General features: G+C 64.3%; 23 protein-coding genes. 12 read left to right on the top strand and 11 right to left on the bottom strand.

The annotated features are described in order from the left end of the window. Window positions 1-30: 30 nt before the first annotated feature. The 3 genes from NLN62_RS37070 to NLN62_RS37060 all read right to left on the bottom strand — a co-directional run bounded on the left by NLN62_RS37070 (window position 31) and on the right by NLN62_RS37060 (window position 2,328). Window positions 31-375 (bottom strand): AzlD domain-containing protein, encoded by a 345-nt coding sequence (locus NLN62_RS37070; RefSeq protein ID WP_254112053.1) that lies wholly within the window; start codon window positions 373-375, stop codon window positions 31-33. Beyond that, the gene (locus tag NLN62_RS37065) at window positions 372-1,112 is read right to left on the bottom strand and encodes an AzlC family ABC transporter permease (RefSeq protein WP_254112052.1); all 741 of its coding nucleotides are present in this window, start codon (window positions 1,110-1,112) and stop codon (window positions 372-374) included. Before NLN62_RS37065 ends, NLN62_RS37070 begins: the two co-directional genes overlap by 4 nt. Before the next feature lie 244 nt (window positions 1,113-1,356). After that, the gene (locus NLN62_RS37060) at window positions 1,357-2,328 is read right to left on the bottom strand and encodes a transglycosylase SLT domain-containing protein (RefSeq protein WP_254112051.1); all 972 of its coding nucleotides are present in this window, start codon (window positions 2,326-2,328) and stop codon (window positions 1,357-1,359) included. Window positions 2,329-2,414: 86 nt separating this feature from the next. On the opposite strand from NLN62_RS37060, the gene NLN62_RS37055 reads away from it, so the two are divergent. Then, on the top strand, window positions 2,415-3,062 hold the full coding sequence (locus NLN62_RS37055) for an HAD family hydrolase (RefSeq protein ID WP_027523014.1): 648 nt from the start codon (window positions 2,415-2,417) through the stop codon (window positions 3,060-3,062). A 30-nt stretch (window positions 3,063-3,092) separates the two neighbouring features. Here NLN62_RS37055 and NLN62_RS37050 read toward each other — a convergent pair whose 3' ends face one another. Then, window positions 3,093-4,109: a carbon-nitrogen hydrolase family protein gene (locus tag NLN62_RS37050; protein ID WP_027523015.1), complete on the bottom strand. Its 1,017-nt coding sequence runs from the start codon at window positions 4,107-4,109 to the stop codon at window positions 3,093-3,095. A 190-nt stretch (window positions 4,110-4,299) separates the two neighbouring features. Between NLN62_RS37050 and NLN62_RS37045 the strand changes: the two genes are divergently transcribed. The 7 genes from NLN62_RS37045 to NLN62_RS37015 all read left to right on the top strand — a co-directional run bounded on the left by NLN62_RS37045 (window position 4,300) and on the right by NLN62_RS37015 (window position 9,025). Further along, window positions 4,300-5,256, top strand: coding sequence for a helix-turn-helix domain-containing protein (locus NLN62_RS37045; RefSeq protein ID WP_027523016.1), 957 nt, complete (start codon window positions 4,300-4,302; stop codon window positions 5,254-5,256). A gap of 75 nt (window positions 5,257-5,331) precedes the next feature. After that, the gene (locus NLN62_RS37040) at window positions 5,332-6,492 is read left to right on the top strand and encodes a transporter substrate-binding domain-containing protein (protein ID WP_156944286.1); all 1,161 of its coding nucleotides are present in this window, start codon (window positions 5,332-5,334) and stop codon (window positions 6,490-6,492) included. 127 nt (window positions 6,493-6,619) lie between these two features. Continuing rightward, window positions 6,620-6,853 carry a hypothetical protein gene (locus tag NLN62_RS37035; RefSeq protein WP_156944287.1) on the top strand — a complete coding sequence of 78 codons (234 nt, stop codon included), beginning with the start codon at window positions 6,620-6,622 and terminating at the stop codon, window positions 6,851-6,853. A 106-nt stretch (window positions 6,854-6,959) separates the two neighbouring features. Next, window positions 6,960-7,121, top strand: a complete 162-nt coding sequence (locus NLN62_RS37030; protein ID WP_254112050.1) for a hypothetical protein — start codon at window positions 6,960-6,962, stop codon at window positions 7,119-7,121. 5 nt (window positions 7,122-7,126) lie between these two features. Further along, window positions 7,127-7,465: a cytochrome c gene (locus NLN62_RS37025; RefSeq protein ID WP_027523017.1), complete on the top strand. Its 339-nt coding sequence runs from the start codon at window positions 7,127-7,129 to the stop codon at window positions 7,463-7,465. A 258-nt stretch (window positions 7,466-7,723) separates the two neighbouring features. Further along, window positions 7,724-8,173 (top strand): PEGA domain-containing protein, encoded by a 450-nt coding sequence (locus NLN62_RS37020; protein WP_254112048.1) that lies wholly within the window; start codon window positions 7,724-7,726, stop codon window positions 8,171-8,173. A gap of 252 nt (window positions 8,174-8,425) precedes the next feature. Continuing rightward, window positions 8,426-9,025, top strand: coding sequence for a hypothetical protein (locus tag NLN62_RS37015; RefSeq protein ID WP_254112046.1), 600 nt, complete (start codon window positions 8,426-8,428; stop codon window positions 9,023-9,025). A gap of 75 nt (window positions 9,026-9,100) precedes the next feature. Here NLN62_RS37015 and clpA read toward each other — a convergent pair whose 3' ends face one another. Beyond that, on the bottom strand, window positions 9,101-11,515 hold the full coding sequence (gene clpA, locus NLN62_RS37010) for an ATP-dependent Clp protease ATP-binding subunit ClpA (RefSeq protein WP_027523019.1): 2,415 nt from the start codon (window positions 11,513-11,515) through the stop codon (window positions 9,101-9,103). Window positions 11,516-11,784: 269 nt separating this feature from the next. After that, entirely contained in the window at window positions 11,785-12,117 is a 333-nt protein-coding gene (gene clpS, locus NLN62_RS37005; protein WP_027523020.1) for an ATP-dependent Clp protease adapter ClpS, read from the bottom strand. Window positions 12,118-12,624: 507 nt separating this feature from the next. Here clpS and NLN62_RS37000 point away from each other — a divergent pair. Then, complete coding sequence (locus NLN62_RS37000) at window positions 12,625-12,798, top strand: hypothetical protein (RefSeq protein ID WP_254112044.1); 174 nt, start codon at window positions 12,625-12,627, stop codon at window positions 12,796-12,798. Window positions 12,799-12,873: 75 nt separating this feature from the next. Here NLN62_RS37000 and NLN62_RS36995 read toward each other — a convergent pair whose 3' ends face one another. After that, entirely contained in the window at window positions 12,874-13,212 is a 339-nt protein-coding gene (locus tag NLN62_RS36995) for a phasin family protein (RefSeq protein ID WP_027523022.1), read from the bottom strand. 437 nt (window positions 13,213-13,649) lie between these two features. On the opposite strand from NLN62_RS36995, the gene NLN62_RS36990 reads away from it, so the two are divergent. Beyond that, window positions 13,650-15,467 (top strand): serine hydrolase, encoded by a 1,818-nt coding sequence (locus NLN62_RS36990; protein WP_254112043.1) that lies wholly within the window; start codon window positions 13,650-13,652, stop codon window positions 15,465-15,467. Between the two features lie 223 nt (window positions 15,468-15,690). On the opposite strand, the gene NLN62_RS36985 is transcribed toward NLN62_RS36990, so the two are convergent. From NLN62_RS36985 to NLN62_RS36970, 4 genes are all read right to left on the bottom strand, one after another. Beyond that, entirely contained in the window at window positions 15,691-16,416 is a 726-nt protein-coding gene (locus NLN62_RS36985) for a DnaJ domain-containing protein (protein ID WP_027523024.1), read from the bottom strand. Window positions 16,417-16,483: 67 nt separating this feature from the next. Continuing rightward, window positions 16,484-17,239, bottom strand: coding sequence for a hypothetical protein (locus NLN62_RS36980; RefSeq protein WP_027523025.1), 756 nt, complete (start codon window positions 17,237-17,239; stop codon window positions 16,484-16,486). 131 nt (window positions 17,240-17,370) lie between these two features. Then, on the bottom strand, window positions 17,371-18,231 hold the full coding sequence (locus tag NLN62_RS36975; protein WP_027523026.1) for an alpha/beta fold hydrolase: 861 nt from the start codon (window positions 18,229-18,231) through the stop codon (window positions 17,371-17,373). 328 nt (window positions 18,232-18,559) lie between these two features. After that, window positions 18,560-19,483 carry a division plane positioning ATPase MipZ gene (locus tag NLN62_RS36970; protein ID WP_027523027.1) on the bottom strand — a complete coding sequence of 308 codons (924 nt, stop codon included), beginning with the start codon at window positions 19,481-19,483 and terminating at the stop codon, window positions 18,560-18,562. A gap of 271 nt (window positions 19,484-19,754) precedes the next feature. Here NLN62_RS36970 and panC point away from each other — a divergent pair, with 271 nt between their 5' ends. Continuing rightward, on the top strand, window positions 19,755-20,606 hold the full coding sequence (gene panC / locus NLN62_RS36965) for a pantoate--beta-alanine ligase (protein WP_027523028.1): 852 nt from the start codon (window positions 19,755-19,757) through the stop codon (window positions 20,604-20,606). A gap of 78 nt (window positions 20,607-20,684) precedes the next feature. Beyond that, window positions 20,685-21,434 (top strand): hypothetical protein, encoded by a 750-nt coding sequence (locus NLN62_RS36960; RefSeq protein ID WP_027523029.1) that lies wholly within the window; start codon window positions 20,685-20,687, stop codon window positions 21,432-21,434.

Below are 21,434 nucleotides of genomic sequence, written 5' to 3'. Positions count from 1 at the left end.
TTGTCTGTTCCTTGCTGTTCGCTGGCGGTTTTAGCCCAGCCACCACTTGCCGGCCAGCATGAACAGCTCGCCGGTGACGACGCCGGCGAAGATCGAGCGGCGGGTCAGCATGAAGACGACGAAGCCCGCGACCACCGCACCATACCGCAAGACATCGGGCACGCTGGCGAGCGCGCCCGGGGGCTGGACCACGATCTGGGCGATGACGCCGGCCAGGATCGCGGTCGCCACCGCCCTCACCCAGATCAACAGCTCCGAGCCCTCGTCGATGCCGCCGCCGAACCACAGGCCCAGCATGCGCCATATCTGGTTGGGAATAACGCCGGCGACGAACAGCACGGCGAGCGCATGCCAGTCGCCGAGAAAGCCACTCATGCGCGCGCCTCTCGCCAGAAATGGACGCCATAGGCGATGGTGCCCGCCACGACGCCGCTAACGAGGATGTCGAGGCCGCTGTTCATCTTCGCGGCCAGCGGATAGAGCACGAGCCCGAGCACCAGCGCGACCACGTCAGCGATCTCGCGGCTGTTGCGCGCGGTCGAGAACAGGAACGACAGCGGGGTGAGCAGCAAGATCGCCGCGCCCAGCGTCTGCGTGAGGTTGGCGGCGAGGAAATAGCCGACCGTGTTGGCGGTCAGGCACACCGAGACCAGGCCGCAGCCGAGCCCGTGAACGAAGGCGATGCGCCGCTCGCGCGGCACCTGCGGCAGGAAGCGGTGGCATTCGACCCACAGCGTCACGGCGGTGAGATGCGCCGCGAAGATCAGCTCGCGCCGTTTTATCGTCGGCGTGCGCATCAAGGGCAGGACCGACACCACCATTGGAAACAGGCGGATGGCGCTGACAGTCACGGCGATCGCCGACTGGATGACGGTCGCCCCGGAGCCGAGCGTGGTGATCAGGATGATCTGCGCCGGCCCCGCCCAGACGAACAGCGTCGATGCCAGCGCCCAGGCCAGGCTGAAATGCGTGTCATGCGCCAGCGCCCCGATGCCCAGATAGGTCACGAACAGCACGATGGTGAGGATGGTCTGCGTGATCGAGCACAGCCCCCACGCAAAGGCGCGAAAGGCACTATGCCATTCAGGAGAATCGAGCGGAGGAAGCGCCACGGGGGGTCTTGGCCGGGAGAGGAATCGTGCCTGCATAACGGGGGATGGGGCGGCGCGCGTCAAGAAAGCGCGAGGCTGGGCTGGCATGCGCGCCACATTGACACGCCGTCATTCCGGGGCGCGCCCCCTTGGGCGCGAGCTATGATGCGCAATTGCGCATCTGAGAATCCATACTCACGATGGTGGTTATGGATTCCGGGCTCGCCGCTTCGCGGCGCCCCGGAATGACAGGTGTTGATACCCCCTATCCCGTCACGCCCCGGTTCTTCAGTACGAAGCAGGCGCCCCCCGCCTTGCGGATGCGGTTGCAGAGATCATCCGCCTCTGGCCGCGTATCGGCTCCGATGCGCACCTGGTAGAAGGCGTGCGTGCCGCGGCTGCGCATCACGGACGACAGCAGGCTCGGATCGCGGTCGCCGATCACGGCGCTGAGGCGCGTCACGGCGCGGGAATACATCGCCAGCGCCCTGTTGCGGTCGAAGCCTGCAGCGAGCTGCACACCCCAGACTTTTGCGGCGGCAAGCTCCACATGCTGCTCGAGCTCGGCGACGAACGGGTTTGGCGCGCGCTTCAGGAGCGCCATCAGATCGCGACAGCTCGTCGTCGGCGCATTCGGCGGCCCCTTGCCGGTCGCGCCGGCCTTGGCCCAAGCGTCGACCGTCGCCCCGGTGATGGCGAAGACGTAGTTGCGAGTCTGCTCCGGCATCGGACCGGTGCCCGCGAGCCATTCCTGCACCCGCCTCGGCCCGGCATTGTAGGCAGCAGCCGCGAGACCAAGATTGCCGAACTGGTTGCGCAGCTCGTTGAGGAATTCAGCCGATTTCGGCAGCGCCTGCACCGGATTGAAGGGATTAAGGAGCCCGCGCTCGCTCGCCGTGCCCGGCATGAACTGCGCGATACCCTGCGCACGCTCGCCGCTGCGCGTCACAGGCCCCACCGCGTCGCTCTGGAACCGGCTCTCCTGCCAGATCACGCGGGCGAAGAATTCCAGCGGCAGATTGGCGTCGCGCGCGGCGGCCTCGATGATCAGGCAGATCGATTCCCGTGTATCGCTCTCGCGCGCCGCCTCGGCGGGCTTGCCCGGCGGCATCGCGAGCTCCTCGACGCTCGGCACGGCAACATTGATCTTCGCGGGCGAATTGTCCCATGCCGCTGCCGGCGCGACCAGGAACAGCGCGGTGGCGGCCTGGCAGAGCGCAAATCGGGCTCGTGTCATCGGCATGGTACCGGCGATATCGGACTTGAACTCGGAGACTAAGCGAACTAGCAACTGGCGGCATAATCAACGTAGGCCGGGGCGGAATGGCTACAATCTATTTTGATCTCGACGGCACGCTGACCGATCCGAAGCCCGGGATCACCCGCTCGATCCAGTATGCGCTGGAACGGCTCGGACAGCACGTCCCGAGCGAGGACGAATTGACCTGGTGTATCGGGCCGCCGCTGCATGCGAGCCTGAAAAAACTCACCGGAACCGATGAGCTCGCCGACCGGGCCCTGCTGCTCTATCGCGAGCGGTTTGCCGATATCGGCCTGTTCGAGAACGAGGCGTATTCCGGCATCGAGGAGACTCTATCCACGCTGTCGGCGACGGGCGCGCGCATGTTCGTGGCGACCAGCAAACCGGTCGTCTATGCGAGCCGCATCGTCGATCATTTCGGCCTCAAGCGTTATTTCGAGCAGGTGTTCGGATCCGAGCTCGACGGCACCCGCGTCGACAAGGGCGATCTCCTGCGCTACGCCCTCGACACCGCGAAAGTGGATCCGCAAGCGGCCATCATGATCGGCGACCGCAGCCACGACGTGGTCGGCGCGCGCAAGAACGGCTTGACCGCGATCGGCGTGCTCTACGGCTATGGCAGCGAGACCGAGCTCAGGGACGCCGGCGCGCATCATATCTGCGCCGCCCACCCCGAGCTGGTTGCCTACTGCACGACGCGTGCCGCTTGAACGTCCGGCACTGACGCTCTGCATCCCTGGTCAGCTCGCTGCCGCCGCGATGTCCGCGGGCTCGACGGTGTCGACCGGCAACGCGAACTGCTCGACCCGCTTATACGGCTTCTTGTTGAGCAAGAGCCGCGTCACGTCGGGCCGCGAATAGTGCCCGGCGGGATCGGCCGCATTCTTGGCGACGCCAATGACGCCGAGATCGATCTCGGCGACCAGAAGCCCTTCCTGATCCGGTGCCAGCTTGTCGCCGATCTGGCTGCCGTCGGGGCCGTAGATCGCGGCAAAGCCGCCGCCGGCATGCAACAGCGCATGCTTGTCCGGGCGGTCGCAGAGCTCATCGATCATCGCCTGCGAGACGGTTGCGCAGGGCGCAAGCACGAAGCAGGAGCCCTCCACCGCATAGACGCGCGAGGCAGCGTTGTTGACCTCCGCTCCCAAGGCGGGCGCGAAGGGATCGTAGAGCGAGAAGCTCGGCCATGACGCCACATGCACCTGCTCGTTCTGGGCGTACATCGCATATTTCGACAGCGGCTGGAGATGCTCCCAGCAGCACAGCGCACCGAGACGTCCGATGTCGGGGCGGTCGTGGACGGCAAGATCGCTGCCGTCGCCCTCGCCATAGACGGTCCGCTCGGCATGGGTCGGCCGCAGCTTGCGGCGCTTTGCAATGGTCTCGCCATCTGGCCCGATCAGCCATTGCGCGATGTAGAGGCTGCCGCCGTCGCGCTCGGAAAGCCCGATGACGGCGGTCAGGCCAGCCTTGCGCACGGCCTGCCGCAGCTTCTCCGCCTGCGGGCTGTCGTAGGCGAGCGAATTGTCGAAATAGCGCTGCACGAAGCCGCGGCCGATCGACCAGGCCGGCGAATCCAGCCAGATATGCCAGGGGTATCCGGGGATGAACACCTCCGGGAAAGCGATCAGCTTCGCACCCTTTCTTGCGGCCTCCTCGATCAGCGCGATCGACTTGTCGACGGACGCGTCGAGGTCGAGCCAGGCCGGCGCCGCCTGCACCACCGCGACTTTGTATTTCGGATGTTCGATGCCCATTCCCGCCTCCACGTGATCCACTGGGACGCGCCGCTTTCCGGTTGATCGCGGCAGACGTCCGATGCAGTCTATTGGGCCACGGCTGGACCAGGCCTGCTCGACTGCCACGGCATGAAAATTCGACCGGGACGGCGGTACCGAATTTCCCTGCGCGGGGGCCAATCCAAGTTCGTGAAAGGGAGGCCCGCGCATGACCATCCAGTTCACGACGGACGGCAGCCCCGGGCACCGGCGCCTGGCGCTCTGGCAGGACATCGTCTGCGACGTCTTCGTCGAGCTCGACTGCAAGTCGGATCTCGGCAGCGCCTTCCGCGGCTCGGTGACGCAAGCTTCGCTTGGGCGCGCGGTCTGTTCGGATGTCTGCTCGGACCGCCAGCACGTCTTCCGCACGCCGTCGCGGATCGCCCGCTCGGATCTCGACTTCGTTCTCGTCGCGCTTGGCAATCAGGGCGTCGGCGGCGTCGTGCAGGACGGCCGCGAGACCGTGATCCATCCCGGCGAGTTCGCACTCTACGACACCACGCGCCCGTATGAGTTGAAGTTCGATCACGCCTTCACGCAGACCATCTTCAAGGTGCCGCGCGAGATGCTGCAGCGGCGCCTCGGAGCCACCGAGGCGCTGACGGCGATCTCGTTCGGCTCCGACGCACCGCTGCAAAAGCTCGCCTACGATTTCATCTTCAGGCTTTGCCACAGCGCCGATCAGATCGATCCGCAGCATGCCGTCGCGCTTTCCGAGCAGGCGGTCGATCTCGTCGCCATGGTGCTGAGCGACCGGCTCGGCAAGACGGCGCCGCCCTCCTCGACGCATCGCTCGGCCCTGCTCTACCGGCTGAAGGCGCATATCCGCAGTCATCTCACTGACCCCGATCTGACGCTGTCGGATACCGCGGCCGCGCTTGGCATCTCGCCGCGCTATGTCAACGATCTCCTCAGTCAGGAGCACACCTCGTTCCAGCGCTATGTGCTTGCGGAGCGTCTTGCCCAATGCAGGCGCGATCTCGCCTCACCCGCGCTCGCAGGCCGTCAGGTCGGCGAAATCGCGTTCGCGTGGGGCTTCAATGACCTCTCGCATTTCGGCCGCGTCTTCCGCGAGCAGTTCGGAATGTCGCCGCGCGACTTCCGGCAGAGCCTATTGCCGCACTAGACTGGCCACCGTTTCGCAGCAACCAACACGACCGCGGAGCACACGCTGACAACGAGGGCACAACCGGGAAACGATTTGAAGCCTCGCGCCAATCCTGCGGTCCGTTTTCGTGCTGGGACCGTCCGGCTGTTCCAGATGCTCGCGCGCAACGCGGCCCTCGGGCTTGCATTGGCGCTATTTGCCTGCATCTCCTGCTCCACGGCCCAGGAGGGGACTACCAAGCCAGGGACCACCAAGCTCCGGGTCGCGACCCGAATAGTCCCTCCCTTGGTCATCGAGAAGAACGGCACCCTGAGCGGCTTCAGCATCGAGCTCTGGAACGGCATCGGGGAGCGACTGCATCGCGAGACCGAGTACGTCATCACGCCCGACGTTGGCGAATTGCTTGCCGCCGTGGAAAGCGGGCGGGCAGATCTCGGAATCGCAGCCATCTCGATCACATCCGAGCGCGAGAACAGGTTCGACTTCTCGCAACCGATCCTGAATTCGGGACTACAGATCCTGGTGCGCGGTACCGCCGCCAATGTCGAGCCGAATCCGCTGCTCGAGTTCGTGGAGCTGTTCTTCTCCCGCACTCTCCTGATCTGGCTTGGCATTGCGCTGCTCCTGATCCTCATACCGGCGCATCTGATTTTCCTGGTGGAGCGGCATCATCACAACGGGATCATTCCAACCAGCCGGTATTTTCCGGGAATCTTCCATGCGATGTTCTGGGCCGCGGGCACGCTGGCGACCCAGGCGGATCAAATGCCCCGGCACTGGATCGCTCGCATCGTCGCCGTGCTGTGGATGTTCACGGGCGTGGTGTTCGTGGCGTTCTATACGGCGCAACTCACCGCATCGCTGACGATCCAGCAGATCAGGGGACCGATCAACAGTCCGCAGGATCTCGTCGGCAAGATCGTCGGCACGACACGGGGAAGCACGGCAACCATCTATTTGAACGAGGTCAGGGCTCAGGTCCGTGAGTTTGAGAAGATCGATGACCTCTACGGCGCCTTGCTGAATCAGGAGGTCGACGCGGTCGTCTTCGATTCACCGGCGCTGCTTTACTACACAACTCACGACGGCAGGGGATCGGCGCGGACCGTCGGCAGCGTCTTCCATAAGGAGGACTACGGCATCGTTTTCCCGACCGGCAGCCCGCTGCGTAAGCACGTGAATGAGGCGCTTCTCGCGCTGCGCGAGAGCGATGCGTATCAGCGGATTTACGAGGAATGGTTCGGCAAGCACTAGGCCGATGACGCCACAGCGCCGCCCCCGATGCCGCCGATGTGACTGATCGTGAAGCCGGGAGAGATTGCGGCGCCGCAAGGCGAACCTCACCTAAGGTCGGTATCAGGTTCCACCCGGGGAGAACGCAATGCGTCCCGTCTTGCTCTTGAGCCTTCTGATCGCGCTATCGAGTGCTGCCAACGCCGCTCCGGCGCATCGCACGCACCGGCACTATGCCGTTGACCCTGCCACTCGCGTGTACAGGGATCCCATGTCGAGTTTTGGCTATGCGCCGCCTCGGGCACCGGCCCCCTATCTTTCCGCGCCGAGCTATCAACCCGATGCAACGTATGACAGTCCCTACAAGAACTGGGGCGGCTAGCTGACATCGCGTGCAGCCGGTCCCCCGGTTGCATGCGCGTGACGCATTGACGTGCATCAAGCCGATCTTCGCCGGACGTGCCATCGTCCATGAGCGAGGATCGCCGATGCGCCGGTTTGCCATGAAGGCACTGTTTACCGCCCTCAGCCTCAACAGAGAGGAGGGAAAGCGGATCGATTGGGATCGCAACGTTCTGATCTTCTCGACGGCGGTGACTGCGGGTCTGATCGCGCTCTATGTCCTCGGCAAGGCGACGGCGCGCTGGTAGGACGCATGAAGCGATCGCTGCCCTTACTTGCGATCGTCGCCGCACTGTCCGCCACGCCGAGCCACGCGCTGGATGCCGAGCAGCAGTACGGCCAGGCTCTCCTGCAAAGGATGTGCGCACGTTGTCACGCGGTGGGCACGTCCGGCGCGAGCCGAAACCGACGAGCCCCGGCGTTCCGTACCCTCGGCGAGAACAAGCTCTACGACGCCGACTTTGTGCAGCGGCTGCAGGATGGCTACAGCAGCATTCACCGCTTCATGCCGACCTTCCGTTTCGAGCGTGCCGATGCCGAGGCCGTGGTCAACTATCTCAAGGCGATTCAGGAGCCGCGCAAGCCGAACTAACGCGGACACAGCGCCCGGACGCGCATTGGGCTCGCGCTGGAACTGTCCCGGGTCGGACCAACCTGAGACTGTCACCCGCCGGTGCCCGTGGCGCGGAGCGCCCGCGGATTCAGGACGGCAGCGAATGAAGGGGGACTAGCGCGCCGCCCCCCGCGCGTCCGCGGCACAACCTGTGCGTGGCTTAACCATTTGGCGTGTCTGCCACTTGCCCGCGCGCGTTGGTTGCGCTTGATTGCAGCGGGGATTTAGGGGCATTTCATGCGTATCTTTGGAATTGTGGCGCTCGGCGTCATGCTGGGCGGCTGCGCGTCGGTGACGCGCGGCACGACGGAAAATATCGCCATTTCATCAACACCATCTGGCGTCGAGGCCGTGGTTTCCGGACTTGAAGTGCCGACCACCTGCACCACGCCATGCTCGGTCGTCGCCAAGCGCAACGCCGACATTTCCATTACCTTCGAGAAGCCCGGCTACGAGTCGCAGGTCGTGCAGCTGCAACGCGACATACCGGGGGCCGGAGCCGCCGGCTTCGCCGGCAATCTGCTGCTGGGAGGTGTCGTGGGCATGGGCGTCGACGCGGTCACGGGCGCGGCGACCGACCACAAGCCCAATCCCGTCATCGTCACGATGCAGCCGAAGGCCGCTCCTCCTCCGCCGCCCACCCCACGCAAGCCGCGGCCAAAGCGGGCGCCGGAGGCCGGCACATAAAGCATGATCCGGAAAGTGCGAAGCGGTTTTCCCTCGCGACAAACGCGGAAGGCGTTTGCGCGGAGACCGTGCTCAAACAATGAACTCGAGCGCGAAGACGATTTGACGTGAACCGGTCGCTCGCCAGCCGCGACCAACACGCAGTCCTGAAGACGGCCGGCGCTTGGCAACACGACCCATCGGCCATCTGACGCGCCAATCCGAGAGACTGCATTGGGGTGACGCGTGGCCTTCGCATATTGGTGGATCGGTTTGTTCGTCGACGAGCGCGAGCATGCACGCATTCAGCCGCATTTTGCGGCGGCCGCGGCGAAGAGCGCGTTGCCTGCGGAGGCATGGCAGGCGATCGACGATTGGCGGGCGCATCCGTCCGAATATGAGGAAGAAGCATGGCTGGACGCGAGCGACCAGTTGGTCCTGCGGGTCCATGAATTTTTCCGCGCGTTCAATCGCGCGGGCTTCGTTCAGCTCGCAAGAGGGTTGGTGACGATGGGCACGTTTCCGGACGACCTCGTCAATGAACAACATGTCTTCCGGATGGCGATCACAGACCGTCATCCGACCGTCAGTATCCTCTGGCACGCGCTCGGTTTTGAGCGTGCCCAAGCATTGCCGGGGCAGATGGGAAACTTGTTGCTTTCTCCGTCCGAGGTCGAGTCAGCGCTTGAGACGACGAGACAGGTCTATGAGGGCGTGTCGCGCGAGGAACTGCTCGCCGCAGCCAGGCGGTTTTGCCGCTGCAGCGTATCTGATGACACGTTGGACGAGGTGCTGAGCTTCTTGCCAGATGGTCTCGAGTCCGCAACCACACGGCGAGCCGGCTTTCTTGCACTGGCCCGTCCCCAAATATGAGCGCGACGCTCGCTCGTTCGCAACAAAAAAGGCCGGCTTCACAGCCGGCCTTTTTTCAGTTCATGACGCTCCCTATCAAACCTTGACCAGCGGTCCCTTGGAGGTCGGCCCCTTGGAGGGGCCGCCGGGACCACCCGGCTTGGACTTACCTGACGGCGGGCGCTTGCGGGCGCCGGGCAGCTTCTCCTGCTTCGGCGTGACCGGGCCCTCGACGAACTCGAAGCCGATCTTGTCCTTCTCGGCGTCGGCCTCGTCCTTGACCAGGACGACGCGGACATGGCCACCGCCCTTGAGCTTGCCGAACAGCACCTCGTCGGCGAGCGGCTTCTTGATGTGCTCCTGGATCACGCGGGCCATCGGCCGCGCACCCATCTGCTCGTCATAGCCGTGCTTGATAAGCCAGGCCTTGGCTTCCTCGGACAGCTCGATCGTAACGTCGCGGTCGCCGAGTTGCGCCTCGAGCTGGAGCACGAACTTCTCCACCACCATGCCGATCACGTCGGCATTGAGATGGGCGAAAGAGACGATGGCATCGAGGCGGTTGCGGAATTCCGGCGCGAACTGCCGGTTGATCGCCTCGTGGTCGTCGCCTTCCCGCTTGGAGCGTGTAAAGCCGAAGGCCTGCTTGGCGAGATCGGCCGCGCCGGCGTTCGTGGTCATGATCAGGATCACGTTGCGGAAGTTGACCTGCTTGCCGTTGTGATCGGTGAGCCGGCCATGGTCCATGATCTGGAGCAGCACGTTGTAGAGATCGGGGTGCGCCTTCTCGATCTCGTCCAGCAGCACCACGCAATGCGGATGCTGGTCGACGCCGTCGGTGAGCAGGCCGCCCTGGTCGAAGCCGACATAGCCCGGAGGCGCGCCGATCAGGCGCGACACGGTGTGCCGCTCCATGTATTCGGACATGTCGAAGCGCAACAGCTCGACGCCGAGGCTGGAGGCAAGCTGCTTTGCGACCTCGGTCTTGCCGACCCCGGTCGGACCAGAGAACAGGTAGCAACCGATCGGCTTCTCCGGCTCGCGCAGGCCGGCACGCGCCAGCTTGATCGAGGCGGACAGCGACTCGATCGCCTTGTCCTGGCCGAACACGACGCGCTTCAGGGTCTGCTCGAGATGCTTGAGCACCTCGGCATCGTCCTTCGACACGCTCTTCGGCGGGATCCGCGCCATCGAGGCGATCGTGGTCTCGATCTCCTTGATGCCGATCGTCTTCTTGCGCTTGTTCTCGGCAACCAGCATCTGCGCCGCACCGGATTCGTCGATCACGTCGATCGCCTTGTCCGGCAGCTTGCGATCGTGGATGTAGCGCGAGGAGAGCTGCACCGCGGCCTCAATGGCCTCGTTGGTGTATTTCAGCCGGTGGTAATCCTCGAAGTACGGCTTCAGCCCCTTGAGGATCGCGATCGCGTCCTCGACAGTCGGCTCGTTGATGTCGATCTTCTGGAAGCGCCGCACCAATGCGCGGTCCTTCTCGAAATGCTGGCGGTATTCCTTGTAGGTGGTCGAGCCCATGCAGCGGATGGTGCCCGAGGCGAGCGCCGGCTTGAGCAGGTTCGACGCATCCATCGCGCCGCCCGACGTCGCACCCGCACCGATCACGGTGTGAATCTCGTCGATGAACAGGATGGCGTTGGGATGCGCCTCGAGCTCCTTCAGCACCTGCTTCAGGCGTTCCTCGAAGTCGCCGCGATAGCGCGTGCCCGCGAGCAGCGTGCCCATGTCGAGCGAGAACACGGTTGCAGCCGCCAGAACCTCCGGCACCTCGCTGTCGACGATGCGCTTTGCAAGGCCTTCCGCGATCGCGGTCTTACCGACACCGGCCTCGCCCACGAACAGCGGGTTGTTCTTCTGCCTGCGGCATAGCACCTGGATGGCGCGATTGATCTCGGAATTGCGACCGATCACCGGATCGATCTTGCCGTCGCGCGCCTTCTTGTTGAGGTTGACGCAGTAGGTCTCGAGCGCCTCGCCCTTTTTCTTGGAGTCCTCGTTGCCCTTGGTCTCGGTCTCCTCGTCGACGCCGCGAACGGGGCGCGCTTCCGAGACGCCCGGCCGCTTGGCGATGCCGTGGCTGATGTAGTTGACCGCGTCGTAGCGCGTCATGTCCTGCTCTTGCAGGAAATACGCGGCGTGACTCTCGCGCTCGGCGAAGATCGCGATCAGAACGTTCGCACCGGTCACTTCCTCGCGACCGGATGACTGCACATGAATCACCGCGCGCTGGATCACGCGCTGGAAACCGGCCGTCGGCTTGGCGTCGTCGGCGCCATCCGTCACCAGATTTTCGAATTCGGTCTCAAGATAGTTGACGAGACTGGTGCGCAGCTTGTCGAGATCGACACTGCAGGCCCGCATCACGGCTGCTGCGTCGGAGTCATCGATCAGCGACAACAGCAAATGTTCGAGCGTCGCGTATTGGTGATGACGCTCATTTGCGATCGCCAGTGCACGATGCAGGGATTGTTCAAGGCTTTGAGAAAAAGTCGGCATTCGCGTCCTCTGTGGCCCCCACCATCATGATCGCCATCGCCCGGTCAGGCAACAACAACCTTTGTCACATATAGTTATACAAGATCGCGGCAAAAGATCGGTTCCGCGACACTGGACTCACGCGCGGTATTTTCGATGCAAAACCCGTTCCTATTTGGGCAGGGTTGGCGCCAGTCCCCCTACTCCCCGTAGTTCGCCGGCCATGGCGGCCGTGAGGATGACGAACGGGGTGACACGAATGTCAGAACACGCAGTAACTCGGGACGCGCCTACTTCTTTTCCATCACGCATTGCAGCGGGTGCTGGTGCTTGCGGGCAAAGTCCATCACCTGTGTGACCTTGGTCTCGGCGATCTCGTAGGTGAAGACGCCGCATTCGCCGATGCCGTGATGGTGGACATGCAGCATGATCTTGGTCGCTGCCTCGATGTCCTTGTTGAAGAACTTCTCCAGCACGAGAACCACGAACTCCATCGGCGTGTAGTCGTCGTTCAGGATCAGCACCCGGTACAGGTTGGGCCGCTTAGTCTTGGGCTTGACCTTGGTGATGACCGAGGTGCTCGGGCCGGACGGACCATTAGAACGGTTCTCGTCATTGCTCATCCGGGGAGCATAGGCGACGGCTGACGCGGGCAGATCGAGGCTGGAAGTTAGTTGCGGCATGGCACAGGCGTTCAAAATCCCCACGGAAGCGTATGGCAGCCCGCCGCGCTGCCCCGCCATCGGAGCCTCGCATAGGCGAGCCGTCTTGTTCGATCGCCGCTCCCGACCGGTCCGGTCCTCACCGGAACGGCAACGGTGAATATGGGCCCGCCCCCGGCCCGCCGCAAGCGTGCAGAGGCTGGAGCGATGCGGCCGCACGGCGGTCCCGATTCCCGGTCCCTGGCGATCCTGACCAAGGTTAATCAATCCGGACCCGTTTGACAAAAAAATCCGATCGGCAGGTTTCTCCGCCCTCAACCAGGAACCCGACGTCGACCCGCGGCGACCAGTTCGCAGGCCGGCACGTCCGGTCTTCTACGGTCGAATTAACCAACCACTCAATTGCGCGCTCTTCACCGACGAAGCCTCGCCGGCGCTGTCACGAACCGCAGCGACCATCAAGCCAACGTGCGCAAGCAACAGCTCGACGGTCTCGACAATCCAGTCGACGACGATTTGACACCATCTGCAGAACTGCGCGAGCCGCTCGAACAAGTTCTTCATGCTGACGAGCTCGACCCGGATCGTGACGACTTCGACACGATCGGCATTGCGCTCGGCAAGCTCGGGGGCTCGCAATAGCCCCCGCAAACGCGTCCACGAAAAAAGCCCGGCTGAACCAGCCGGGCTTTTCCGATTCCAAGACTTGACGAAGAGTTAGTGAGCGGCCGGGGTGAACTTCGAGACGATGGTCTCGACCGGCTTGAACGCCTGCTTGGCGAGGTCGTTGTAGAGGCCGGCGATCTTCTGCGATTCCGCAACGAAGGTCTCGTAGGCGGAGCGCGCGAAATCGGTCTGCGCTTCCAGCGCCTTGTCCAGCGACTTCACGCCGGAAAGCTTCTCAACGAAGGACTTGGTGTCCTCGAACGACTTCTTGGTGTAGTCGCCATAGGCGCTGGCGATCGCCTGGAGGCCGTGCTGCACCGAACTCGCAGAGGCGACGCACTGCTCGAACTGCTCTTTCCCGTAGTTCTGAAAGTCTTCAACCTTGAACATCATGGAATCCTTTTTTCCCTGGCTCTCGTCCGGAAGCCTTAGATTTTTCAAGCCTTGGATATCTCAAGCCTTGGATTTCTCCTTGGGGCCACCTGACGCTGCCCATAATTAGTGCAACGCACAAAAAAGTCAAGAATATTTGTGCGACGCACAATAATACATGCAACTTGAAGTGATTCCGGGCTATCTACGCAAGGGTTCCTTAAGCTTTTGGAAACCGGGCGCCCCTACCCTGATTCCCTGGACGTGTTCAGCTTCCGACAGGCGGTCAAAAGCCGTTTGCGAACATCGCCTTAGCCAGAACAGCGGCTTGAGCTTCGATTGCCGGCGATGAGCGCTGGCGGATTGGCGGTTCAAGCAGGTCATGGTCCCGGATCTGGAGGGCACAATTTTGCCTCACGAGCCGGTGATCAAGTCAGAAACGGGGACGGGGTTTCATGCTTCGTAAGAACTGGTCTTCCTCGCGCTTGGCGCGGGCTGGAGTCTTCGGGCTTCTTACAGTCACCACCGCGGTCATCTTCACCAGCGATGCTGCCGAAGCGCGCCGCCACCGCGGCCGGCACTATGCGCATCATCGCGTGCATCGCGACTCCGGCGAGAGCTACAGCCCGCAATTCGCCTCGATCATCGTCGACGGCAATTCCGGCGCGACGCTGCAAGCGACGAGCCCCGACGGAATTCGTCACCCCGCTTCGCTCACCAAGATCATGACGCTCTATCTGCTGTTCGAGCGTCTGGAGTCCGGCAAGGTCAAGCTCGACACCGAGATGCCGGTGTCCGAACACGCCGCCGATCAGGATCCCACCAAGCTGGGCCTGCGCCCCGGCCAGACCATCCGGGTCGAGGACGCGATCAAGGGCCTCGTCACCCGTTCCGCCAACGACGCCGCAGTCGTCATCGCCGAATATATCGGCGGCACCGAAGACGATTTTGCCAGCATGATGACGCGCAAGGCGCGCGCGCTCGGCATGTCCAGGACGGTCTATCGCAACGCCTCGGGCTTGCCCAACGACGAACAGAACACGACGGCGCGCGACCAGGCCACCCTTGGCCGTGCGATCCAGGATCGCTTCCCACGCTACTACCGCTACTTCTCGACCACGGCCTTCAATTTCCGTGGCCGGACGATCACGGGCCACAATCACCTGCTCGGCAGCGTCGAGGGCGTCGACGGCATCAAGACCGGCTACACCCGCGCCTCCGGCTTCAATCTCGTGAGCTCGATTCACCGCGGCAACCGCTTCCTGGTCGGTGTGGTCCTGGGCGGCCGCAGCGGCGGCTCGCGCGACGCCATCATGCGCAACCTGCTCGCGGAGAACCTCGAGAAGGGCGCGGGCAGCCGCACCGTGGCCGCCATCACCGAGCGCAATGGCGCCGACACCAGCACCGACGTCGCCGACGCCTCCGACACACCGGCGCGAGCGGCACCGCAGGTCCAGGCCTCCGCCCCCGCTCCCGAAGCGCCCGCGCCACGGCCCGCCTCGCGCCTCGCCACGCTTGCCGCCGCCACCGCGGCGATGCCGCCGGCCGCCAAGCCGGAGCCCAAGGCAGTCGAATCCAAGGTCGAACCCGCGCCGCTGACCAATGGCGTGATCTCGAGCCAGCCGCTCTCGATCATTCCGGGCTCGTCCGAGCCGATGAAGCCGGTCAAGGTGAAGACGGTCCAGGTCAAGGCCGGCGCCGTGAAGGTCGCGTCCGCCGCCCCGTCGCAACCGGCCCCGCCGATCACCAACACGATCTCCACCGCGCGCGCCGAAGTCGCGGAAACCTCCGGCGCCGTCGTCGCCAAGGCCGACATCGTCAACAAGCCGGACGTCATCGCCAAGCCTGAAGCGGTCCGCAGCGACCTGCCGCCGCAGCCGCCGGGCTTTGGTACCGGCAACGGCATCCTCGGTGTCCTGCCGGCTTCCGGCGCTGCGGCGTCCGCGCCCGCACCTACCGCAAAACTCGCCTCGGTCGAGCCGGCCCCGCAGCCGATCCAGACGAGCGCAACGACCAGGCCGGTCACGCACAGCGGCTGGATCGTTCAGGTCGGAGCGCTGGAGAGCGAGAACGAGGCGCAGCAGCGCATCGAAGCCGCCCGCAGTTCGGCCCGCGGCCTGCTCAGCAAGGCCGATCCCTTCACCGAGGTCGTCGCCAAGGACAATCGCAAGCTGTTCCGCGCCCGCTTTGCCGGCCTGGAGCGCGATCAGGCGGAAGCCGTCTGCCGCACGCTGAAGCGGGCCGAAATCTCCTGCATCACCGTCCGCAACTGACGGCGAGCAAATCGATCCGGTCCGATGCCCGCGCCTCATGCGCGGGCATTATCGTTTCAGGCAGGCACGAAGACCGTCTCGCAACAACCTCTCGTCAACGATTTACGGTTAAGATTTTGCTCAAGGGATCGACCACGCCGATAATGGCGGGCATCGGGGCGACGGCAGACAGAGCAATACGGAGCTGACGCGGTACGGGCGTTTGTAGCGTTGGTTGCCGGAGTTAGCTGTTATGCGTGCGAAGCAGAGTATCCTTGGCCTCGTTTACCCGGGCAGCGAGATACGTCGAGCCCCCCTGGTCGGGATGCAGTTTCTTCATCAGGGTCTTGTGGGCCCGTCCGATCTCGTCGCGCCCCGCTCCCGGCTGCAGGCCAAGGATCTGATAGGCCTCCTCCGCCGTCATTTTGCCGCTCGGCGCCGCGCGGCTCTGCCGCCCTGCCGCATCTCCTTGCGCGTTCTGACGCCAGGCGGGAAACCGGCGGTCCAGATAGCTTTCAAGTAACGCGACGCTCTCGGCATCGAAGGCGGGGCACATCGCAAGCAGCGCGGCGAGATCGAACTCGTCGAGCGAACGCCCGGCGTAAGGCCCGGCGACGATCTCGCCTGCAAGCTGGCCGGACTCGTGGTCCAGCCGCATGTCCAGAAATTGCGAGCGAACGCGCGAGGTCTGCCCGGGCGAGCGCGTCGCGCCACCGAACAGCCCGCCGATATTGCCGAAGCTGGAGTTCGCGAGCGGCGTCCAGCCGAGCAGGCCGGCACCGAAGATGCCGAGCGGGATCGCGACCGCCAATTCGCCCCGCAGCCCCGTGAAGGCCGCGACCGCCAGCGCCACGACCCCGCCGCCGACCTTGATGGCGCGCGCGAGCACCGCCGGATTGGCGGAACGGAACATCTGCAGCAGCAGGTAAAGTGTAACGACGGCGACAGCGCCTGCGATCAGGGTCGGCATGAGCGCAATATAGTCGCCTCGCTCGCAAAAAGCATGCGGCCGGACTTCGTTGTGGACGGCCAGCGCCTCACTTCATCTGCCCGATCAGCTTGGCCGCGCCGCTTGTCGTCTTGGCCAGCCTGAGCAGCGCCTCGCGGCCACCGGCGGCGTAGGCGGCTGCCGCGCGCAGGAGTTCGCGCAGTTGAGCCGCGGCGCCCGGATCGAACCTGCACCAGGCCCCGCCGGTCAGCCGTGCGATCTCGCGAAAGGCCTGCTCGGCCGTCGCATCATGGCCTTCCTGAAACATGAAGACGGGGACCTTGAGCATGCCGAGTTCGCCCGCCTTGGCACAGAGTTCGTCGACCTGCTCCTCCATGGCGTCGCCGACGAAAACCACCGCGCGCACGCCGGAGGATGCCGCTTCGCGCCGCGCCTCCGAAAGCACCCTGCCGATCTGGGTGTCGCCGCCGCGGCAATCGATCTTGCTCATCAGGCTCGCGAGCCTGGTGCTGTCGGAGATCCATCCCGTCGCACGGCACTCGTTGAAGCCGCGGTAGTAGACCAGCCGGATATCGAGGCTGCCGAGCGCCGCCGCCTCGCGGAACATGTCGGCCTGGAGCGCACAGGCCATGTCCCAGGTCGGCTGCCGGCTCATCGTGGCGTCGAGCGCGAAAATCAACCGGCCCTTCGCGCCCGGCGCATGGGGCGACATCGCGCGCGCCTTGGCGACGAAGGCCGCGATGTCGTCGCTGGTGGAGGTCTTGGCCTGCGGCAACTTGCCGTCTTTCTCGGCCCGCGCCGACACGGCATCGCCGCTGCGTGGTTTGGTCGGTTCGCCGGACATCCTGCTCTCACGCTGGACTACACGGCCAATATTTGGCGAGCGCACCGTGATCGGTCAATGTGCAAAGGCCTCCGCGGCGGTCAGCAGCGGAGGCCTGGCAGGTCAAAAATTCGGAGGTCGACGGAAAAACGTCAGCTCTTGGCGGGCTTCATCAAAGCGACCGGACCGGGCTCGAGCACCTTGGGCGGCGCGCTGAGGGTATCGACGGGCGCCACTTCGCTGTCGGTGTCGGCCAGGAACTTGTCGAGCATGCCCTGGATCGAGTTCTTCGCGTCATCCGGACCGGTGTCGCGCATATCGTTGTGCTGGAAGTCCGTCTTCACGACGGTGATGCCCGCCTTCTCGCACTCCTCGTCGGTCGGGAGCACACCGGGATCGGTCTTGAACTGTGGATCCTTCGAGCGGAACGACAGGATCTTGAACTTGCCGGCAGTGACGAACGGAACGCGCAGGTTATCGAGGGTCACGACCTTCTTGACCTCGTCCGGATACTGCTTAGCGAAATACATCGAGATGTCGCCGCCCATGGAATGGCCGACCATCGTCACCCTGGCGTAGTCGGCATTGGGCTGGACGGCCTTCATGTCATGCAGCGCCAGATGGATGTTGGCCACGCCGCGCAGGATCTGCGGCAGGCGGCCGACATAGAGTTCGCCCGGCTTGGTCACCATGGGCGGATCGGTCGGCAGGTCATGCTGCGGGCTCATCACGAGATAGCCGCGCATCGCGAAGACGGTGGAGAGGAAGCCGTACTCGGTGTTCTTGACGGTGTTGCCGTGATTGAGGACTGCGACCGGCAGCGTGATCAAGCCAGCGTTCGCCTGCATCTCGCGATCGCGACGAACAGCGATGTCAACCGGCACCGGACGGTTGTCGCGCGAGGCATCGTAGAAGGTGATGGTCTCGTGCTTGATGGCCCACTTGTTCGCCGTGAAATAGGCGATGCCCGCAAGGGCGGTGACCGAAACCAGTACGGCAATTCCACGCTTCATTTTCGTCCTCAGCCTCAGGCTTCTCTGGCCTGAAATCCCAGTTGAAATCGTGTTGCTTGAAGGCTCTTGGGCCCCTTGTCGGTTATTCCTTAATATATGTCACAGCGTCGTGACGGGAAGACCAAAAATTGTGAACCGGCAGCCCTTTCATTGTGCACTGCACTCGTTTTGTGGGCACGGTATTCCAGGACCACTACGTTAGGTACAATTGTCCTTCAGACGCAACCTGTCTGCGCAGGGTTCAATCGCAATTGCCCCGCCCGGTTCCCGTGGAACCGGCGGCTCGATCGAAAAATCTTGAGTGGAAGTAGCAGCGTACCGCGCCTGGTCAGGCGCCGAGGATGTCGTGAAGCTCGAGCGGCTTGTCGACCTGGCTGAACCATTCGGCGCGGTTGGCGGCGCGGCGTCGTCCGCGCTCGTCGAGCGGCAGCTTGAGCTGGCGGAGCAGGCTCGTCACCTCCTCGCGGGCGGTGACGTGGCCGAGATTGGGCCGCATGCCGAGGGTTGCTTCGTCGATATCGTCGAGGGCTGTCAGGCCACGCGGGAAAAATTCGCGGTAGACGACACGCTCGGCAAAGCCGTCGACATAGCGGAAACCGAGCCGCAGCGACAATTCCTTCAACCCGTCGGCGACGAGCTGCTTGTTGCGTGAGCCCAGCATCGACAGGCGGTTGCGCACGACGATCCAGTCGGTAGTCGAACCGTCGAGCTGGCGGCGCTTGCGGCGGCTGTCGCGGACCATCTCGGCATAATGACTCTCGCCGGTCACCGCATAGTTGGCGGGATCGACGGTGCCGAGCACGTCGAAGTCGAGGAAGCTGTCGTTGATCGGGGTGACCAGCGTGTCCGCCATCGAATGCGCGAGCCGCATCAGGTAGCTGTCGGTGCCTGGCGTATCGATGACGATGAAATCGAAGTCGCTCTCGACCGCCGAGACCGCCTCCATGAACTGCAGGAACTCGGAGTTCTCGTTGTCGGCGATCTGCATGGTCTCCCCGAGCTTGATGCAGCGATGCACCGGCAACTCGAGGGCGAGGCCGGTGCGGCGCGCCCAGGCGGAACGGTTGTTGATGTAGCGGGTAAAGCTCTGCTGGCGGCAGTCGAGGTCGATGGTGGCGACGCGCTGGCCGGCCTTGAGCAACGCGACCGCGATATGCAGGGCAGTGGTGGATTTCCCGGAGCCACCCTTCTCATTGCCGAGCACGACAACGTGCGCCGAGCCCAATTGGCCTTGGCTAGCCTGCACAAGCATGTAGGAATCCTCGACGCCCCGAATAATTATCTTCAAGTTGACCGCGTCTGCGGTCAAGTGAAATGCGTGACAGGAAATGCAAATCGCGACGCGCCGTTCTTAAGCATGAATCGCGCGCGTGTTTCGCGTCTCTGGTCGAGCCCACATTGTTGCTCACGCGAAACATTCTCTGACTCCAGCAGGTGCATGGCGTCTACCCGTGCCGCTTGTTAAGGTTAGCCCCTGCCCGCGGAACGCCGCATCAGCCGCATCTCCAGAGCCTAGAGTCCAGATGCCACGAAGCCCCCTGATCGCCCGCACGGTCCCTGCCCTGCGGCGCAGCCTCGATGCTCTTCGCAAGCGGAAGGCCACGGTCGCGCTGGTGCCGACGATGGGTGCGCTCCATGACGGGCATATGTCGCTGGTGCGCCTCGCCAGGCGACGCGCGAGCCGGGTCGTCGTCTCGATCTTCGTCAATCCCACGCAGTTCGCGCCGACCGAGGATTTCGGCGCCTACCCGCGCACCTGGAACGCCGATATCGCGAAACTTGCGGCGGAGGACGTCGACCTCGTCTGGCACCCCACGGTCGAGGCGATGTATCCGGATGGCTTTGCAACCCGCATCGTGCCGGAGGGACCGGCGCTCGCCGGGCTCGAGGACCGCTTCCGGCCGCATTTCTTCGGCGGCGTCGCCACCGTCGTCGGCAAGCTGTTCACGCAATGCCGCCCGGATGTCGCGATCTTCGGCGAGAAGGACTTTCAGCAGTTGCGGGTGGTGACGCAGATGGCCGGGGATCTCGACCTCGGCATCAAGGTGGTTGGCTCGCGCACGGTGCGCGAGCGCGACGGGCTCGCGATGTCCTCGCGCAACGTCTATCTGTCGGCCGAGGAGCGCCAGCGCGCCGCAACCCTCTATCGCGCCATGAAGGAGAGCGCCGGGCGGATCCGCGCCGGCGAAGCGATCGGGCCGGTGATGGCCGATGGCGCCCGGATGATCGAAAAGGCCGGCTTTGCGCTCGACTATTTTGAAGCCCGCCATGCCGAGACGCTGGCGCCGGTCACCTCGCGCAAGGACGGGCCGCTGCGCATCCTGGTGGCGGCCCGGCTCGGCACCACCCGCCTGATCGACAATATCGCGGTGTAGGACGCCCAGGTTGCGCTTGCGTGGTCCCTCGCCCGCATGGATGATCGGCGCGAGTACGGAAAGCCGACCGGCAGGGGCATGTCATCCATCCGCACGATCATCGCGAGCTGTGTGCTGGCGCTCGCCGCCAGCGGCGCCGCACAAGCGCAGCAGCGGCCGCCGATCGGCGTGTTCGGCTCGCCGCCCAACGCCATGATCTTCTATGTCGCCCATGGTGCGGCCGGCGCCTGCGGACCGGGCTGCTCGGACTGGATCGCTGCCGAGGGCACCGTGCAGTGGGACAGCTACAAGCGGCTGATCGCGATCCTCGACCGCCAGCAGGGGCGCAAGCTGCCGCTCGTCATCCATAGCTGGGGCGAGTCCGACCTCAATGTCGCGACCAGTCTCGGCCGCATCCTGCGCGACCGCGGCCTTGACGCCACCGCCGGTGCAACCGAGGTCGAAGCCTGCGCCGGCAAGCCGGAGGCCGAATGCTTTGCGCTAAAGCGTCCGGGCGGACCGCTCGACGCCAAGGTGATGGTGCCGGACCCGGCCTGCGACTTCACCTGCCTGCTCGTGCTCGCCGGCGGCGTGCATCGCAGCCTGCCGCAGGGCGCGAAGGTGGTGCTGTCGGGTCGCTTCATCCGCAACCGCGTCGCGCCCAACGTCTCGGCCGAGCAGCGCGAGAGCCTGACGGCGCATTTTGGCGAGCACTACCGCCGATACCTGCACGACATGGGCGTCGAGCCGGAGCTGATCGACATCGTGGACAGTCTTGGCGAAGGCGGGCGCCGGATCGAGATGCCGTCAACCGACTGGGCGCGGCTGCACCTCGTCACGCCGCCGTAG

It is taken from the genome of Bradyrhizobium sp. CCGUVB23 (genome assembly GCF_024199885.1).
GTDB lineage: Bacteria > Pseudomonadota > Alphaproteobacteria > Rhizobiales > Xanthobacteraceae > Bradyrhizobium.
Note: the sequence above shows the minus strand (reverse complement) of the source record. Positions and strands in the feature narration are given on the sequence as shown.

Coding starts and splice junctions, on each gene's coding strand:
- NLN62_RS37070 (WP_254112053.1), bottom strand. CDS start 375: ATGAGTGGCTTTCTCGGCGACTGGCATGCGCTCGCCGTGCTGTTCGTC.
- NLN62_RS37060 (WP_254112051.1), bottom strand. CDS start 2,328: ATGACACGAGCCCGATTTGCGCTCTGCCAGGCCGCCACCGCGCTGTTC.
- NLN62_RS37055 (WP_027523014.1), top strand. CDS start 2,415: ATGGCTACAATCTATTTTGATCTCGACGGCACGCTGACCGATCCGAAG.
- NLN62_RS37050 (WP_027523015.1), bottom strand. CDS start 4,109: ATGGGCATCGAACATCCGAAATACAAAGTCGCGGTGGTGCAGGCGGCG.
- NLN62_RS37045 (WP_027523016.1), top strand. CDS start 4,300: ATGACCATCCAGTTCACGACGGACGGCAGCCCCGGGCACCGGCGCCTG.
- NLN62_RS37035 (WP_156944287.1), top strand. CDS start 6,620: ATGCGTCCCGTCTTGCTCTTGAGCCTTCTGATCGCGCTATCGAGTGCT.
- NLN62_RS37030 (WP_254112050.1), top strand. CDS start 6,960: ATGCGCCGGTTTGCCATGAAGGCACTGTTTACCGCCCTCAGCCTCAAC.
- NLN62_RS37025 (WP_027523017.1), top strand. CDS start 7,127: ATGAAGCGATCGCTGCCCTTACTTGCGATCGTCGCCGCACTGTCCGCC.
- NLN62_RS37020 (WP_254112048.1), top strand. CDS start 7,724: ATGCGTATCTTTGGAATTGTGGCGCTCGGCGTCATGCTGGGCGGCTGC.
- clpA (WP_027523019.1), bottom strand. CDS start 11,515: ATGCCGACTTTTTCTCAAAGCCTTGAACAATCCCTGCATCGTGCACTG.
- clpS (WP_027523020.1), bottom strand. CDS start 12,117: ATGAGCAATGACGAGAACCGTTCTAATGGTCCGTCCGGCCCGAGCACC.
- NLN62_RS36995 (WP_027523022.1), bottom strand. CDS start 13,212: ATGTTCAAGGTTGAAGACTTTCAGAACTACGGGAAAGAGCAGTTCGAG.
- NLN62_RS36990 (WP_254112043.1), top strand. CDS start 13,650: ATGCTTCGTAAGAACTGGTCTTCCTCGCGCTTGGCGCGGGCTGGAGTC.
- NLN62_RS36985 (WP_027523024.1), bottom strand. CDS start 16,416: ATGCCGACCCTGATCGCAGGCGCTGTCGCCGTCGTTACACTTTACCTG.
- NLN62_RS36980 (WP_027523025.1), bottom strand. CDS start 17,239: ATGTCCGGCGAACCGACCAAACCACGCAGCGGCGATGCCGTGTCGGCG.
- NLN62_RS36975 (WP_027523026.1), bottom strand. CDS start 18,231: ATGAAGCGTGGAATTGCCGTACTGGTTTCGGTCACCGCCCTTGCGGGC.
- NLN62_RS36970 (WP_027523027.1), bottom strand. CDS start 19,483: ATGCTTGTGCAGGCTAGCCAAGGCCAATTGGGCTCGGCGCACGTTGTC.
- panC (WP_027523028.1), top strand. CDS start 19,755: ATGCCACGAAGCCCCCTGATCGCCCGCACGGTCCCTGCCCTGCGGCGC.
- NLN62_RS36960 (WP_027523029.1), top strand. CDS start 20,685: ATGTCATCCATCCGCACGATCATCGCGAGCTGTGTGCTGGCGCTCGCC.